Here is a 15,903-nt window from a genome sequence, read left to right as displayed (position 1 = left end):
GCATTCACCGGGAACGCCCGTCGCGGCTGAAGCCGCTGCTACGACGAGCGCCCACTCCGCGCTCCAGGCGGAGCCGCCTAGCGGTGGCGGTTGCCGCTCCGGGTCCCGGCCTTTCAGCCGTCCAGCTCGCTCCAGCGCGCATACGCCGCATCCAGATCCGCCTGCGCCTGGCTCAGCGCCTGCGTGTGCACGTTCACCGCCGCCGCGTCGCGCTGATAGAAGCCCGGGTCGGTCATCGCCTCGGTCAGCGCGGCGACCTGCTGTTCCAGCGTTTCGATCCGCGCCGGCAATTGCTCCAGTTCGCGCGCGTCCTTGTAGCTGAGCTTGCGCTTGGCCGGCGCGGGCGCCGGTGCCGCCGCTGCCGCTGCCACCGGCGTGGTCGCCGCGGCGGTGGCCGACGCCTTCGCCACCGCCATCGCGCTGGCCGGCGCCGCCGGGCGCTGGCGCACCCAGTCGCTGTAGCCGCCGACGTATTCGCCGATGCGGCCGTCGCCTTCCATGACCATGGTCGAGGTCACCACGTTGTCGATGAAATCGCGGTCGTGGCTGACCAGCAACAGCGTGCCGCTGTAGTCGCCGAGCAGTTCTTCCAGCAGCTCCAGGGTTTCCACGTCCAGGTCGTTGGTCGGTTCGTCCATCACCAGCAGGTTGGACGGCTGCGCGAACAGCCGCGCCAGCAGCAGGCGGTTGCGCTCGCCGCCGGACAGGCGGGTGATCGGCGCGCGCGCACGCTCCGGGGTGAACAGGAAATCCTGCAGGTAGGCATGCACGTGCTTGCGCTTGCCGTTGACCTCGATGAAGTCGCGGCCCTCGGCCACGTTCTCGATCGCGCTCCAGTCCTCGCGCAGGGTGGCGCGGTACTGATCGAAGTACGCCACCTGCAGGTTGGTGCCCGCGCGCACTTCGCCCTGGTCCGGGGTCAGTTCGCCCAGCAGCAGCTTGAGCAGCGTGGTCTTGCCGCTGCCGTTGGGGCCGATCAGGCCGATACGGTCGCCGCGCAGGATGGTGGTGGAAAAATCGCGCACCATGCTGCGCGCGCCGAAGGCGAAGCTCAGGTCCTTGGCCTCGATCACCTTCTTGCCGGAGGATTCGCCCTGCGCCGCCTCCATGCGCACGTTGCCGCCGAGTTCGCGGCGCTGGGTGCGCTCGCGGCGCATCGCTTCCAGCCGCCGCACCCGGCCCTCGTCGCGGGTGCGCCGGGCCTTGATGCCCTGGCGGATCCACACTTCCTCCTGCGCCAGCAGCTTGTCGAAGCGAGCATTCTCCTGCGCCTGCGCGTTGAGCCGCTCCTCGCGGCGGCGCTCGTAGTTGGCCCAGTCGCCCGGCCAGCTGCTGACCTGGCCGCGGTCGATCTCGACGATGCGCGTGGCCAGGGCGCGCAGGAAGCGCCGGTCGTGGGTCACGAACACCACGCTGCCGTTCCAGCCCTTGAGGAAGCCTTCCAGCCAGTCGATGGCCTCGATGTCGAGGTGGTTGGTCGGTTCGTCCAGCAACAGCAGGTCCGGCGCCGACACCAGCGCGCGCGCCAGCAGCACGCGGCGCTTCATGCCGCCGGACAGCCGCGCGAATTCGGCGTCGCCGTCCAGCTCCAGGCGGGTCAGGGTCTCGTTGACCCGCTGGTCCAGCGCCCAGCCATTGGCGCCATCGATCTTGGACTGCACCGCGCCCAGCGCATCGCCATCGAACTCGGCGGCATGGCTGAGCCGGTGGAACTCGGCCAGCCAATGGCCGAGCTCGCCCAGGCCGTCGGCGACCACGTCGAACACGCTGCCGGCGGCGCCATGCGGCACCTCCTGCTCCAGCCGCGCGATGCGCACGCCCTGCTGGACCCGGACCTCGCCGTCGTCGGGCTTGAGTTCGCCGGCGATCAGTTTCATCAGGGTGGATTTGCCGGCGCCGTTGCGGCCGATCAGGGCGATGCGTTCGCCCGGCTCGATCGACAGGTCGGTCTTTTCCAGCAACAAGGGGCCGCCGACGCTGTAGTCGAGGTTCTGCAGAGTGATAAGAGGCATCGCGCTATTGTACGTGGATGCGCCCTGCGCCGAAGCCGGTTGCGGCGAAGCCGTCCTACGGCGCGCAACGGGCATCGCGCAGCGCCCAGCGCTCGCAGAACCACCCCATCCCGAATCCCCACTGCCGAATCCCCGCCGTCAACCGGCTAAAATGCCGCATGACCGATTTCGCCACCCTCTCCCTCTCCCCGGCGCTCGCGCCCGGCATCGACGCGCTCGGCTACACCAGCATGACCCCGGTGCAGGCGCAGAGCCTGCCGCCGATCCTGGCCGGGCGCGACGCGATCGTGCAGGCGCCCACCGGCAGCGGCAAGACCGCGGCGTTCGGCCTGGGCCTGCTGCACAAGCTGGACCCGACGCTGAGCCGCGCGCAGGCGCTGGTGCTGTGCCCGACCCGCGAACTGGCCGACCAGGTTGGCAAGCAGTTGCGCAAGCTGGCCACCGGCATTCCCAACATGAAGCTGGTGGTACTGACCGGCGGCATGCCGCTGGGCCCGCAGTTGGCCTCGCTGGAGGCGCACGACCCGCAGGTGGTGGTCGGCACGCCCGGCCGCATCCAGGAGCTGGCGCGCAAGCGCGCGCTGCACCTGGGCGGGGTGCGCACGCTGGTGCTGGACGAGGCCGACCGCATGCTCGACATGGGCTTCGAGGAGCCGATCCGCGAGATCGCCAGCCGCTGCGACAAGCACCGGCAGAGCCTGCTGTTCTCGGCCACCTTCCCCGAGGCGATCCGCGCACTGGCGCGCGACCTGCTCAAGGACCCGGCAGAGATCACCGTCGAGGGCGCCGACAGCGCCCCGGAGATCGACCAGCAGTTCTTCGAGGTCGACCCCACCTACCGGCAGAAGGCGGTGGCCGGCCTGCTGCTGCGCTTCACCCCCGAATCCAGCGTGGTGTTCTGCAATACCCGCAAGGAGGTCGACGAGGTCGCCGGGTCGCTGCAGCAGTTCGGGTTCTCGGCGCTGGCGCTGCATGGCGACATGGAACAGCGCGACCGCGACGAGGTGCTGGTGCGCTTCGTCAACCGCAGCTGCAACGTGCTGGTCGCCAGCGACGTGGCCGCGCGCGGGCTGGACGTGGAAGACCTGGCGGCGGTGATCAACTACGAATTGCCGACCGACAGCGAGACCTACCGCCACCGCATCGGCCGCACCGCCCGCGCCGGCAAGCACGGCCTGGCCCTGAGCCTGGTGGCGCCGCGCGAGACCGCGCGCGCGCAGGCGCTGGAAACCGAACAGGGCCAGCCGCTGCGCTGGTCGCGCGCGCCACTGGCGACCGCGCGGCCGGCGCAGTTGCCGCAGGCGGCGATGGTCACCCTGCGCATCGACGGCGGCAAGACCGACAAGCTGCGTCCAGGCGACATCCTCGGCGCGCTGACCGGCGATGCCGGCCTGTCCGGCGCGGCGATCGGCAAGATCGCCATCTACGCCACCCGCTCCTACGTCGCCATCGCCCGCGCCCACGCCGGCAAGGCGCTGGCGCAGCTACAGGCGGGCAAGATCAAGGGCCGCCGGTTCCGGGTCGCCAAGCTGTGAGCGCGACTGCGCAGATCCTGGCGTCGCTGCACCCGGACGAGGACGGCAACCTGTGGAGCGATGCGGTGCCGGTGCCGTGGATGCGCGACACCTGCTGCTTCGTGCTGGTGGGGTGCGACGCCGGCGACGTCCCGGCCGACGCGGCACCCGCCATCGAGACCTTCCTGCAGCTCGACGCCGCGGTGTTCGCCGCGGCCGCGCCGCACGTGTTCGCCTACTACCGGCACACGCAGGCGCTGTGCGCCAAGTACGGATGGCCTTCGCCGGACATCGCCAGCCCCGCCGAGGTGTGGGCGCACGTGCGCTTCGGCAGCGAAGCCTATGTCCGTCGCCATCGCGACGGCCGCCTGCGCATCAGCCTGGAATGCAACTGCGACTGGGAACAGGAACACGGCCTGCAGTTGGTGTTCGCCGACGACGGGCGGATCTGCAAGGTCGGCCCGTTCGACGGCAAGCTGAGCCACGCCGCCGCGCATGCCGACCCGGCGCTGGAGGACGTGATCTACCCGCATTGAGCCGGCTGCCGGCGCGGGTGCGACCGCTGCCGGCCTCGCCCGCGCGCAGCCTCCGGCCTCAGTAGCGCAGCGGCGCGGTGAGCGGAATGTCCGCCGGCCAGCGCGCCCGCGCGCCCAGCGCGGCCAGTTCCACCAGCACCGTTGCCGCGACCACCTCGGCGCCCACCCGCTGCGCCAGCGCCAGCGCCGCCAGCAGGGTGCCGCCGGTGGCCAGCACGTCGTCGACCAGCAGCACGCGCATGCCCGGCTGCAGCGCGTCGGCATGGATCTCGATGCGGTCGCGGCCGTACTCCAGGCCGTAGTCCTGGGCCAGGGTCTGCGCCGGCAGCTTGCCGGGCTTGCGCACCGGTACGAACCCCACGCGCAGTTCGTGCGCCAGCGGCGCGCCGAGGATGAAGCCGCGCGCCTCGATGCCCAGCACCACGTCCAGCGGGGTGCCGCGCCAGGGCTGGGCCAGCGCATCCAGGGCGGAGGCGAAATCCGGCCCGTCGGCCAGCAGCGGAGTGATGTCCTTGAACAGGATGCCGGGCTTGGGGAAGTCCGGCACGTCGCGGATTCGGGTGGCCCAGGACAGGGGTTCGGCAACGGCGTCGGTCATGGTCGCGCGTCCCGGCGGGCCGGGACGATCCAGTAAGGGCGTGACATCCTACCCGCTGTGCGCCGCCGTTGCCGCATCCGCCGGGTTGCGCCGCAGCGCGCGCCGCACCAGCACGAAGAACAGCGGCACCAGCAGCACCGCCAGCGCGGTGCCGGTGACCATGCCGCCGATCACGCACACGCCGATCTCGCGGCGGCTGGAGGCGCCGGCGCCGGTGGACAGCGCCAGCGGCAGCACGCCGGCGACGAACGCCAGCGAGGTCATCACGATCGGCCGCAGGCGCAGCCGCGCGCCTTCCAGCGTCGCCTCGAGCAACGGCATGCCCGCGCGCTGCCGCGCTTCGGCGAACTCGACGATCAGGATCGCGTTCTTCGCCGACAGGCCGATCGTGGTCAGCAGGCCCACCTGGAAATAGATGTCGTTGACGAACCCGGCCAGCGTGGTCACCAGCACCGTGCCGACCACGCCCAGCGGAATCACCAGCAGCACCGCCACCGGGATCGACCAGCTCTCGTACAGTGCCGCCAGGCACAGGAAAATGAACAGGATCGAGGCGGTGTACAGCCACAGCGTCTGGTTGCTGGACAGCTGCTCCTGGTAGGACAGCCCGCTCCACTGCAGATCGAAGCCCTGCTGCTTGGCCACCAGCGCCTGCATCCGCTGCATCGCCTCGCCGGAACTGCTGCCGGCCGCCGCACCGCCCTGGATCTGCGCCGCCGGCAAGCCGTTGAAGCGCTGCTGCAGTTGCGGGCCGCGGGTCCAGTGGGTGCTGGCGAAGCTGGCGAACGGCGCCATCTGCCCGCCGCTGCCGCGCACGTACCACTGCGCGATGTCCTCCGGCAGCGCGCGGTACGGCGCATCGCCCTGCACGTACACGCGCTTGACCCGGCCGCGGTCGATGAAGTCGTTGACGTAGCTGCCGCCCCAGGCGGTGGCCAGGGTGGCGTTGATGTCGCTCTGCGCCAGGCCCAGCGCGCTGGCCTGGGCGTGGTCGATGTCCACCTGCAGCTGCGCCTTGTCGCCCAGGCCGTTGAGCCGCACCGCGGTCAGCTGCGGATCGTCGCCGGCGTCCTTGAGCACCTGCTGCTGCGCCTTCAGCAACGCCGCGCGGCCGGCGCCGTCGCTGTCGCGGATCCACAGCTCGAAGCCGCTGGACTGGCCCAGGCCGCGCACCGCCGGCGGCGACAGCACGCTGATCTTGGCGTCGCCGACGTTGCGGAAATGCGCGTTGGCGCGGTCGATGATGGCCTGCGCGGTATTGTCGCGATTGCGCTCCCCCCACGGCCTGAGCGCCACGAAGGCCTGGCCGGCGTTCTGCCCGGTGCCGGCGTTGTTGCGGCCCACCACCATGAAGATCGCGGTGAGATTGGCCTTCTCGTGGGTCATGAAGTAGTCGCTGATGCGATCGCCCAGCGCCTGGGTCTTGGCCAGCGGCGTGCCTTCCGGGGTGGTGAACTGGATCTGCACCTGGCCCTGGTCCTCCACCGGCAGGAAGCCGGTGGGCATGCGCATGTACAGCACGACCATCGCCAGCACCACCAGCGCATACAGCGCCAGCCAGCGCCGCGGCCGCTGCAGCACGGTGCCGAGGCGCCGCTGGTAGGCCTGCTGGCCGCGCTCGACGCTGCGGTTGAACCACCGGAAGAAGCGACCGAGCTTGCGTTCCTGCTCCACCGGCTTGAGCAGGGTCGCGCACAGCGCCGGGGTCAGGGTCAGCGCGACCAGCGCCGACAGCGCCATCGCCGAGGCGATGGTGATGGAGAACTGCCGGTAGATGATGCCGGTGGAGCCGCCGAAGAACGCCATCGGCAGGAACACCGCGCCCAGCACCACGGTGATGCCGACCAGCGCGCCGGTGATCTCGCCCATCGAGCGCTCGGTGGCCTCGCGCGGCGGCAGGTGCTCCTCGTGCATGATCCGCTCGACGTTCTCCACCACCACGATGGCGTCGTCGACCAGCAGACCGATCGCCAGCACCATCGCGAACAGGGTCAGCGTGTTGATGGTGAAGCCGGCCGCGGCGAGGATGCCGAAGGTGCCCAGCAGCACCACCGGCACGGTGATCGCCGGGATCAGCGTGGCGCGGGCGTTCTGCAGGAACAGGAACATCACCACCACCACCAGCACGATGGCCTCGGCCAGGGTGTGCACCACGTTCTCGATCGAGATCCGCACGAACGGCGTGCTGTCGCGCGGATAGGCCACGTCCAGGCCCGGCGGGAAGGTCGGCTTGAGCCGTTCGATGGTGGCGTGGATCGCGTCGGAGGTGGCGATCGCATTGGCGCCGGCCGACAGCGTCACCGAGAACCCGGACGCCGGGTGGCCGTTGAGGGTGGCGTTGTTCTGGTAGTTCTCCGCGCCGATCTCCACCCGCGCCACATCGCCCAGGCGCACGCTGGAGCCGTCCGCGCGCGTGGCCAGGATGATCTGGCGGAACTGCTCGGGCGTCTGCAGCCGCGACTGCGCGGTCACCGTGGCGTTGAGTTCCTGCTCGGCGCCAGTAGGTAGCGCGCCGAGTTCGCCAGCGGTCACCTGGGTGTTCTGCGCCAGGATCGCGCTGCGCACGTCGCCGGGCATCAGTTGGTAGGCATTGAGCTTGTGCGGGTCCAGCCACACCCGCATCGCGTACTGCGCGCCGAACACGTTGATCTCGCCGACGCCGTTGATGCGGCTGATCGGGTCCTGCAGGGTGCTGACCAGGTAGTCGGAGATGTCGACGTTGTCCATGCGGTCGGTGCGGTCGTACAGCGCCACCGCCATCAGGCTGTCGCCCTGCGACTTGGCCACGGTCACGCCCTGCTGCTGCACTTCCTGCGGCAGGCGGTTGAGCGCCTGGTTGACCGCGTTCTGCACCTGCACCTGGGCGATGTCGGGATTGGCCGCCTGGTCGAAGGTGATGCTGATCCGCGCCTGCCCGGACGAGGAACTGGTCGAGGAGAAGTACAACAGGTGGTCGATGCCCTTGATCTGCTGTTCGATCACCTGGGTGACGCTGTCCTCCACCGTCTGCGCCGAGGCGCCGTTGTAGGTGGCGGTGACATTCACCGACGGCGGGGCGATGTCCGGGTACTGCTCGATCGGCAGGGTGAACACGGCGATGGCGCCGGCGGCCATGATGCAGATCGCCAGGACCCAGGCGAAGATCGGGCGGTGGATGAAGAAACGCGGCAGCATGCCGGCTCAGCCCTGGCCGGCGGCAGGGGCGGCCGTGACGGCGGCCTTCACCGTCACCTTGGCGCCGTCGCTGAGGCCCTGCCGGCCCGCCACCACCACCCGCTCGCCGGGCTTGAGGCCATCGCCGACCAGCCAGCGGTTACCGACCGCGCGCAGCGTGGTGAACTCGCGCTGGCGCACCACGTTGTCGGCGCCCACCACCCAGGCCACCGCCTCGCCGCGCGGCGTGCGGTCCACCGCCGCCTGCGGCACCAGCAAGGCCTGCTGGCGCACGCCCTGCCCGACCAGCGCACGCACGTACATGCCCGGCAGCAGTTGCGCGTCGGGATTGGGGAAGCGCGCGCGCAGGGTGACCGCGCCGGTGGTTTCCTCCACGTCGAGGTCGGCGAATTCCAGCGTGCCCGGCAGCGGGTATTCGGTGCCGTCGGACAGGGTCAGCCGCACCTGCGTGCTGGCCGGCTGCACGCCGCCGGCGGCGATCGCCCGGCGCAGCGCCAGGAACTGGTTGCCGGACTGGGTGATGTCCACGTTCATCGGATCCAGCCGCTGGATCTTGGCGATGGCGTCGGTCTGGTTGGCGGTGACCAGCGCGCCGGGCGTCACCCGCGCGCGGCCGATGCGCCCGCCGATCGGCGCCAGCACGGTGGCGAAGCGCAGCTGCGTGCGCGCGGTGTCCAGCGCCGCGCGTTGCGCGTCGCGGCTGGCCAGCGCCTGCTTGTAGGCGGCCTGCGCATCGTCCACGTCCTGTTGCGCGGCCAATTGGGTCTTGCCCAGGGTGCGATAGCGCTCGGCGCGCAGCGTGGCGGCGGCCAGCGTGGCCTCGGCGGTGGCCAGGTTGGCCTGGGCCTGGTTCGCGGCGGCTTGGTACAGGGTCGGCTCGATCTGGAACAGCGGCTGCCCGGCCCGCACCGTGGCGCCCTCCTCGAACAGCCGCTGGCGCAGGATGCCGCTGACCTGCGGCCGCACCTCCGATTCCTCCGAGGCCACGGTGCGCCCGGCCAGCTCCACGCTCAACGGCACGCTCTGCGGCTGCAGGGTCACCACCTCCACCATCTTCGCCGCCGGCGCCGCTGCCTGGCCCCCGCCCTTGCAGCCGGCGAACGCGAGCACGACGACGGACAGCAGCAACGGCAGCGCGCGGCGGCGCTGGACGAAAGGCGCGGGCATGCGCTTGATCCTGGGGACGACGAGGGGGATCATTTAATTTACTTAAAGACAAAAAAACAATCATGAAGGGAAGCAAACCCCTTGCCCGCCAGGAGGCACAGGCAGTGGCCACGGCGCCGGGGGCAGCGGCATCGGGCGCGCCCACCCGCCCGCGCGGACGGCCGGCGCTGGCGCGACAGCGCCTGCTGGCGGCGGCGCGCATGCTGCTGCTGGAGCACGGGCTGGAGGTGTCGCTGGAACAGATCGCCAGCCGGGCCGGGCTGACCCGGCAGAGCCTGTACAACCATTTCGCCAGCAAGGCCGAGCTGCTGATGCAGGTGTTCGAGGCCTTGAGCGAGGAACTGCAGACCCGCCTGGAGAACATCGGCAGCGCCACCGCGCAGGACCTGCCTGCGACCCTGCGGCAGATCGCGGTGACCGTGCCCGCGCACCTGTACGCGCCCAACGCCTTGCGCCTGCATCGCCTGCTGGTGCAGGCCAGCGCGCAGATGCCGGACCTGCTGCAGTCGCTGCACCGGCGCCGCGCCGGCCGCCTGCGCGAGCGCCTGAGCGCCTTGCTGCAGACCCTGCACGCGCGTGGCGACGTGCAGGTCGGCACGCCCTTCCTCGCCGCCACCGCGTTCATCGGCGCCACCTTCGGCTACGCCTATCCCGGTGCGATGCTCAACGGGCAGGCGCCGGACGCGGCCGCGCAGCAGGCGCTGGCGGAAGAAGTGGTGGCGACCTTCCTGGCCGCCTGGCGCTACCGCGGCGCGATGCCGTCCTGAGCGCACGCGCCGGCCCCGCTCAGGAACTGCACGACAGCATCGAACAGCCGGCCCGGCTCCGCGCCCAGTCCGGGCGTTTGGCCGCGAAGGCCTCGCGCCCGGGCTGCTCGTCGTAGGGATGGCGCATCACCTCCAGCAACTCGTCGATGCCGCCGGTGTCGCCCTGCTCGGCCCGGTCGATCGCCTGCTGCGCCAGGTAGTTGCGCAGCACGTAGCGCGGGTTGGCCGCGCGCATCTTCTCCACGCGCGCGGCAGCGGGCAACGGATCCTGCCGCAGGCGCTGCGCATAGCGCGCCAGCCAGGCCTCGAACGCCGGCGCCCGCGCCGCCAGCCTGGCGGGGTCGTAGAACGCCTCGGCCAGCGCCGCCAGCGCCTGCGCCGGCGTCCACGCCTGCCGCGGCAGCGCGCTCAGCCCGCGGAACCACAGGGTCATGTCGACTTCGCCCTGCTGCAGCAGGTCCAGCAACGCGTCCATCAACGCCACATCGGAGTCGCCGCAGGTCTCCAGGCCGAGCTTGGCGGCGATGCTGGCGCGCTCGGCCTGCGCGTATTCGGTGCGGAACCGCTCCAGCCCATCGTGCAGCGGTGCCACGTCGCCGAACAGCGGCGCCAGCGCCTGGGCCAGCCGCCCCAGGTTCCAGTACGCGACCTGCGGCTGGGTGCCGAAGCGGTAGCGTCGCCCCTGCGCGTCGGTGGCGTTCGGAGTCCAGTCCGGGTCGTAGTCGTCGACCCAGCCGTACGGGCCGTAGTCGATGGTCAGCCCCAGGATCGACATGTTGTCGGTGTTCATCACCCCGTGCACGAAGCCGACCCGCATCCAGTGCGCCACCATGCGCGCGGTACGCGCGCAGATCTCGGCGAACCAGGCCGCATCGCGCGCGCCGCCGGCGCCCTGCAGTTCCGGGAAATCGCGCGCGATCACCAGGTCGGCCAGGCGCCGCAGCAGCGCCGTGTCGCCGCGCGCGGCCGGCAGCTCGAAACTGCCGAAGCGCACGAACGACGGCGCCACCCGGCACACCACCGCGCCCGGTTCGGCGCGCGGATGACCGTCGTAGAACATGTCGCGCACCACCGTCTCGCCGGTGCCGACCAGGCTCAGCGCGCGCGTGGTCGGCACACCCAGGTGATGCATGGCCTCGCTGCACAGGAACTCGCGGATCGAGGAGCGCAGCACCGCGCGGCCATCGGCGCCGCGCGAGTACGGCGTGGGCCCGGCACCCTTGAGCTGCAACTCCCAGCGCCGTCCACCCGCGCCCAGGGCCTCGCCCAGGGAGATCGCGCGGCCGTCGCCGAGCTGCCCGGCCCAATGCCCGAACTGGTGGCCGCCGTAGTTGGCCGCGTAAGGCTGCATGCCCGGATAGCGTGCATTGCCGGCGAACACCGCGGCGAACTGCGGCGCCCGCACGTCCTGCTCGGACAGCCCGAGCAAGGCCGCCACCTCCGGCGAATACGCCAGCAGGCGCGGCGCCGCCACCGGCGTCGGCTCGACCGGCGACCACAACGCCCCCAGCACCTCGCGGCGCCGCGGACCGGTTTCGGGGTCGCCGGGCAGTTCGGCGACGAAGCGATTGTCGAAACGCAAGGCAGACATGGGCAACAGCGTAGAAGTCGTAGCCCGCATTGGAAAGGCCGCAGGGTGAGCATACGGTGCACGCCCGGTGCCGCTCGGGCCGGCAAAGCCCCTCTCGCCCCGGGAGAAGGGTTGGGGTGCGGGTCCGACTGCCGCAACGTCGCAGCGCCCATGCAAGAAGCCCGCGCCCCAGCAAATCCCCAATCCCGGATCCCCAATCCCCGCCCCACCTCCACTCGCCGCCGACACCGGCATCCGGCATGCTCCGCGCTCCTCTCAGGGATCGCCCATGTCCGACCGTCCGTTTCCGCCACGCTGGCCCCGCAACGTCCTGATCGCCGTGTCCTCGCTGCTGGTCTCGGCCTGCAGCAGCCTGTTCTTCGGCGGCCTCAACGCCAGTTCCTCGCGCAACGGCCTCAGCGAGCAGCGCGGCATCGTCTACGACGCCGCGCATGGCCTGGCGCTGGACGTGTACCGCCCGGCCGGGGTGCAGCACGCGCCGGTGGTGGTGTTCTTCCACGGCGGCACCTGGAAGACCGGCAACCGCCAGAACTACCGCTGGGCCGGCGAAGCGCTGGCGCGGCACGGCGTGGTCGCGATCGTGCCGGACTACCGCAAGTACCCGCAGGTGACCCTGGACGGCTTCATGCGCGACGCCGCCGCCGCGGTCGCCTGGAGCCAGCGCCATGCCGCCGACTACGGCGGCGACCCGCAACGGCTGGTGCTGATGGGCCACTCCGCCGGCGCGCACATCGCCGCGCTGCTGGCCACCGACGGCCACTGGCTGCAGGCACAGGGCCTGTCGCCACGGCAGTTGTGCGGCCTGGTCGGCCTGGCCGGCCCCTACGATTTCCTGCCGCTGACCGACCCGGACCTGATCGGCATGTTCGGCCAGGACCCGGCGCAGCAAAAGCGTTCGCAGCCGGTGACGTTCGTCGACGGCGACGAGCCGCCGGCGCTGCTGCTGCACGGCGACGCCGACACGGTGGTGGCACCGCACAACAGCCAGTCGCTGCAGGCCGCGCTGCAGCGCGCCGGGGTGCCGGCGACACTGAAGACCTATCCCGGCGTCGGCCACATGCGCCTGGTGCTGGCGCTGCGCAAGGACGACCCGGCACTGCCGGTCATGGCCGACAGCATCGCCTTCGTGCGCGCCTGCCCGGCGCGTCCGGCCGCTCGCTGAGCGTGCGGGAGGCGCGGCCGGGGCGAAGCGGGCTCAGCCGTCCGCACCGCCGAGCAGTTCGAACGGGCCGCCCTGCTGCAACGCGCGTTGGTAGGCGGGGCGCTGTTCGATCCGCTGCACGAACCCGGCCAGGTGCGGATGCGCCTGCAGGCCGATGCGCGCCGCCGCGGCCTGCACCGGGAAGCTCATCTGCACGTCCGCGGCGGTGAAGCGGTCGCCGGCGAACCAGCCGGTGGCCGCCAGCTCGCGCTCCATCCAGTCCAGGTGCAGGCGCAGCTGTGGCCCGACGAAGCCGCGCATCGCCTTGTCGACAATGGCCTTGGCGATCGGCCGGGCGAAGAACGGCATCTTCGCCGAGCGGATCCGCCCGAACACCAGGCTCATCAGCAGCGGCGGCATCGCCGAGCCTTCCGCGTAGTGCATCCAGTAGCGGTAGCGCAGGCGCTCGGGCGAATCCAGCGGCTGCGGCGCCGGCGACAGGGTGCAGCCGGTGTCGTAGCGGTCCACCAGATAGTCGAGGATCGCCCCGGACTCGGCCAGCACGTGGCCGTCGTCCACCAGCACCGGCGACTTGCCCAGCGGGTGGATCGCGCGCAGTTCCGGCGGTGCCAGCATGGTCTTGGGGTCGCGCTGGTACTTGATCACCTGGTACGGCAGCGCCAGTTCCTCCAGCAACCACAGCACGCGCTGCGACCTGGACTGGTTGAGGTGATGCACGGTGATCATGGCGACGGCTCCGGAGCTCGGGGGCCGCCATGGTAGCCGGATGCAGGGGTGAACCCGCGCATGCACGGACAGCGCCGCTGCGCCTGCGACATGACCGCGGCAGCGCCCCAACCGGCGCGAACGATGTCCGGGAAAAACGATCGTCCAAACAAAAACGCCGGAAGCTTGCGCTTCCGGCGTCTGGCTACCTTGCGGTGGCGGGCGTCCTTAGACGGCCTGCACCTGGTCAGCCTGCATACCCTTCTGGCCCTGCACGGCGACGAAGGTCACTTTCTGGCCTTCCTGCAGCGACTTGAAGCCGGTGCCCTGGATCGCACGGAAGTGCACGAACAGGTCCGGGCCGCTTTCCGGGGTGATGAAGCCGAAGCCCTTGGCATCATTGAACCACTTCACGATACCGTTCTGACGGTCAGACATTTGCTAACTCCTGAAACATTGAATTGAAGAAATCGCAGCCATCGGAGATCGAGGCCGAGACTGAGTTGCAGGCGTTAGTAAAGCGAGCGGAACGATGAAGCGGATCGCGAGATCTACTGCACCAAGCCACGATTCACGGTGACTCTAGCAAACACAGTGGGGCCACCATACGCGGGTCGCGCTCAAAAAGCGACATGTTTGTGTAGACAAACCGGGACTCACCACAAAGAAGCTGAACCTCACCCTAAAGTTAGTGCCAGCGCGGCCGATCCCCGTGCCGATTCGCGGAAACTGCGCAAATCCGCCGCCCTCCCCGGCAACGCCGACTGACCCCGCGGTCACGCCGGAGGCGCCCGTCTCGGCCCACCGCACCCATCGCCCTCCTCCCGGAAACGCCGGACCGGCCACCGATCCTCGACTCCCGGGCAGGTCCAGGACCGCCTGCGCCGCCGCACGCCGTATCCTATGCGCCCTTCGATCCCGGTAGCCGCATGGCCCTCACCGCCACCCTCCGCAAGGCGGAGCTGCAGATTTCCGACATGGACCGCGGCTACTACGCCGCGCATTCCCTGACCCTGGCGCAACACCCGTCCGAGACCGACCAGCGGCTGATGGCGCGCCTGCTGACCTTCGCCCTGTACGCCGACGAGCGCCTGCTGTTCGGCAAGGGCCTGAGCAGCGACGACGAGCCCGACCTGTGGCGAATGGACTACACCGGCGCGATCGAACAATGGATCGAGGTCGGCCAACCCGACGAATCGCGGGTGCGCAAGGCCTGCGGCCGGGCGCGCTCGGTGGTGGTGGCCAACTACGGCGGCCGCGCCGCGGACATCTGGTGGGAGAAGAACGCCTCGGCGCTGGGCAAGCTCAAGCCGGTGCAGGTGATCGACCTGCCGGCCGATGCGGTCGCCGCGGCGGCCGAGCTGATCCAGCGCAGCATGCGCTTCGACGTGATGATCCAGGATGGCGAGGTGCAGTGGCTGGGCGACGCCGGCAGCGTCACGTTCACCCCGACGGTGCGCAAAGCCGCGGCATGAGCGCCGGGACCGCCCCCATCCGCAGCGACGTCGTGGTGATCGGCGCCGGCGCCGCCGGGCTGATGTGCGCGATCGCCGCCGGCCAGCGCGGCCGCCGGGTGCGGGTCATCGACCATGCCAACAAGGTCGGCAAGAAGATCCTGATGTCCGGCGGCGGCCGCTGCAACTTCACCAACACCGGCACCGGGCCGGGCAACTTCCTGTCGGCCAACCCGCACTTCTGCAAGTCGGCGCTGGCCCGCTACCGCCCCGCCGACTTCATCGACCTGGTCGAACGCCACGGCATCGCCTATCACGAGAAGGAGCTGGGGCAGTTGTTCTGCGATATCTCCTCCAAGCAGATCGTGCGCATGCTGGTGGACGAATGCGCCGCGGCGGCGGTGACGGTGCGCACCGGCTGCAGCGTGCGCGCGGTGGAACGCGGCAGCGAAGGCTTCCGCCTGGACACCGACGACGGCCCGGTGCATGCGGCCTCGCTGGTGGTGGCCACCGGCGGCCTGTCCATCCCCAGCCTCGGCGCCAGCGGGTTCGGCTACGACCTGGCGCGGCAGTTCGGCCATGCGGTGCTGCCGACCCGCGCCGGCCTGGTGCCGCTGACCCTGAGCGGCAAGCACCAGGAGCGCCTGCAGGACCTGTCCGGGCTGGCGCTGCCGGTGGAGGCCCGCTGCAACGGCGCGCGCTTCCGCAACTTCATGCTGATCACCCACCGCGGGGTCAGCGGCCCGGCGATCCTGCAGATCTCCTCATATTGGCAACCGGGCGACGACCTGCGCCTGGACCTGCTGCCGGGGCAGGACGCGGCGGCCTGGCTGCGCGACCAGAAGCGCCTGCGCGGCGCCGCCGAGCTGCGCACGGTGTTGGGCGAGGCGCTGCCGCGCCGCTTCGCGCAGCGGCTGTGCGAGGTGTGGCTGCCGGACAAGCCGGTGCGCCAGCTGGACGAGCCGCAGCTGCGCGCCGCCGCCGAGCTGCTCGGCGCCTGGCCGCTGGTCGCCAGCGGCACCGAGGGCTACCGCACCGCCGAAGTCACCCTGGGCGGCGTGGACACCGACCAGGTGTCGTCCTCGACCATGGAATCGCGGCGCGTGCCCGGCCTGTACTTCGTCGGCGAAGTGCTCGACGTCACCGGCTGGCTGGGCGGCTACAACTTCCAGTGGGCCTGGGCCTCGGGCCATGCTGCTGGGCTGGCGGCCTAGTGGCCGGGA

General features: G+C 70.8%; 13 protein-coding genes. 6 read left to right on the top strand and 7 right to left on the bottom strand.

Annotated elements, in window-relative coordinates; translation table 11 throughout:
• Positions 1 to 113: 113 nt before the first annotated feature.
• Positions 114 to 2,012, bottom strand: coding sequence for an ATP-binding cassette domain-containing protein (locus NKJ47_RS09315; RefSeq protein WP_254461166.1), 1,899 nt, complete (start codon positions 2,010 to 2,012; stop codon positions 114 to 116).
• 158 nt (positions 2,013 to 2,170) lie between these two features.
• Between NKJ47_RS09315 and dbpA the strand changes: the two genes are divergently transcribed.
• Both dbpA and NKJ47_RS09305 read left to right on the top strand, forming a co-directional pair.
• Positions 2,171 to 3,547: an ATP-dependent RNA helicase DbpA gene (dbpA, locus tag NKJ47_RS09310; RefSeq protein ID WP_254461165.1), complete on the top strand. Its 1,377-nt coding sequence runs from the start codon at positions 2,171 to 2,173 to the stop codon at positions 3,545 to 3,547.
• The gene (locus NKJ47_RS09305; protein WP_254461164.1) at positions 3,544 to 4,062 is read left to right on the top strand and encodes a DUF6985 domain-containing protein; all 519 of its coding nucleotides are present in this window, start codon (positions 3,544 to 3,546) and stop codon (positions 4,060 to 4,062) included. The genes dbpA and NKJ47_RS09305 overlap by 4 nt, the downstream gene beginning before the upstream one ends.
• 58 nt (positions 4,063 to 4,120) lie before the next feature.
• Here the strand turns inward: NKJ47_RS09305 and NKJ47_RS09300 are convergent, their stop codons facing one another.
• Genes NKJ47_RS09300 through NKJ47_RS09290 form a run of 3 tightly spaced genes read right to left on the bottom strand, consistent with a single transcriptional unit; the run spans position 4,121 to position 9,001 of the window.
• Positions 4,121 to 4,660: an adenine phosphoribosyltransferase gene (locus NKJ47_RS09300; protein WP_254461163.1), complete on the bottom strand. Its 540-nt coding sequence runs from the start codon at positions 4,658 to 4,660 to the stop codon at positions 4,121 to 4,123.
• Between the two features lie 48 nt (positions 4,661 to 4,708).
• On the bottom strand, positions 4,709 to 7,834 hold the full coding sequence (locus NKJ47_RS09295) for an efflux RND transporter permease subunit (RefSeq protein ID WP_254461162.1): 3,126 nt from the start codon (positions 7,832 to 7,834) through the stop codon (positions 4,709 to 4,711).
• A gap of 6 nt (positions 7,835 to 7,840) precedes the next feature.
• Positions 7,841 to 9,001, bottom strand: coding sequence for an efflux RND transporter periplasmic adaptor subunit (locus NKJ47_RS09290; protein WP_254461161.1), 1,161 nt, complete (start codon positions 8,999 to 9,001; stop codon positions 7,841 to 7,843).
• Between the two features lie 62 nt (positions 9,002 to 9,063).
• Between NKJ47_RS09290 and NKJ47_RS09285 the strand changes: the two genes are divergently transcribed.
• Positions 9,064 to 9,768 carry a TetR/AcrR family transcriptional regulator gene (locus tag NKJ47_RS09285; protein ID WP_254461160.1) on the top strand — a complete coding sequence of 235 codons (705 nt, stop codon included), beginning with the start codon at positions 9,064 to 9,066 and terminating at the stop codon, positions 9,766 to 9,768.
• A gap of 19 nt (positions 9,769 to 9,787) precedes the next feature.
• Here the strand turns inward: NKJ47_RS09285 and NKJ47_RS09280 are convergent, their stop codons facing one another.
• Positions 9,788 to 11,359, bottom strand: coding sequence for a protein adenylyltransferase SelO (locus NKJ47_RS09280; RefSeq protein ID WP_254461159.1), 1,572 nt, complete (start codon positions 11,357 to 11,359; stop codon positions 9,788 to 9,790).
• A gap of 268 nt (positions 11,360 to 11,627) precedes the next feature.
• On the opposite strand from NKJ47_RS09280, the gene NKJ47_RS09275 reads away from it, so the two are divergent.
• Positions 11,628 to 12,521, top strand: coding sequence for an alpha/beta hydrolase (locus tag NKJ47_RS09275; RefSeq protein WP_254461158.1), 894 nt, complete (start codon positions 11,628 to 11,630; stop codon positions 12,519 to 12,521).
• A gap of 33 nt (positions 12,522 to 12,554) precedes the next feature.
• Here NKJ47_RS09275 and NKJ47_RS09270 read toward each other — a convergent pair whose 3' ends face one another.
• Complete coding sequence (locus NKJ47_RS09270; protein WP_254461157.1) at positions 12,555 to 13,247, bottom strand: glutathione S-transferase family protein; 693 nt, start codon at positions 13,245 to 13,247, stop codon at positions 12,555 to 12,557.
• 207 nt (positions 13,248 to 13,454) lie between these two features.
• The gene (locus NKJ47_RS09265; protein ID WP_209031199.1) at positions 13,455 to 13,664 is read right to left on the bottom strand and encodes a cold-shock protein; all 210 of its coding nucleotides are present in this window, start codon (positions 13,662 to 13,664) and stop codon (positions 13,455 to 13,457) included.
• Between the two features lie 491 nt (positions 13,665 to 14,155).
• Here NKJ47_RS09265 and NKJ47_RS09260 point away from each other — a divergent pair, with 491 nt between their 5' ends.
• Both NKJ47_RS09260 and NKJ47_RS09255 read left to right on the top strand, forming a co-directional pair.
• Positions 14,156 to 14,701 (top strand): YaeQ family protein, encoded by a 546-nt coding sequence (locus tag NKJ47_RS09260; RefSeq protein ID WP_254461156.1) that lies wholly within the window; start codon positions 14,156 to 14,158, stop codon positions 14,699 to 14,701.
• Entirely contained in the window at positions 14,698 to 15,894 is a 1,197-nt protein-coding gene (locus tag NKJ47_RS09255) for an NAD(P)/FAD-dependent oxidoreductase (RefSeq protein WP_254461155.1), read from the top strand. Before NKJ47_RS09260 ends, NKJ47_RS09255 begins: the two co-directional genes overlap by 4 nt.
• Positions 15,895 to 15,903 lie beyond the last annotated feature (9 nt).

The organism is Xanthomonas sacchari (assembly GCF_024266585.1).
Classification (GTDB): Bacteria; Pseudomonadota; Gammaproteobacteria; order Xanthomonadales; family Xanthomonadaceae; genus Xanthomonas_A; species Xanthomonas_A sacchari_C.
The sequence above is the reverse complement of the archived record's forward strand: the minus strand, read 5'-3'. Positions and strand labels throughout refer to the sequence as shown.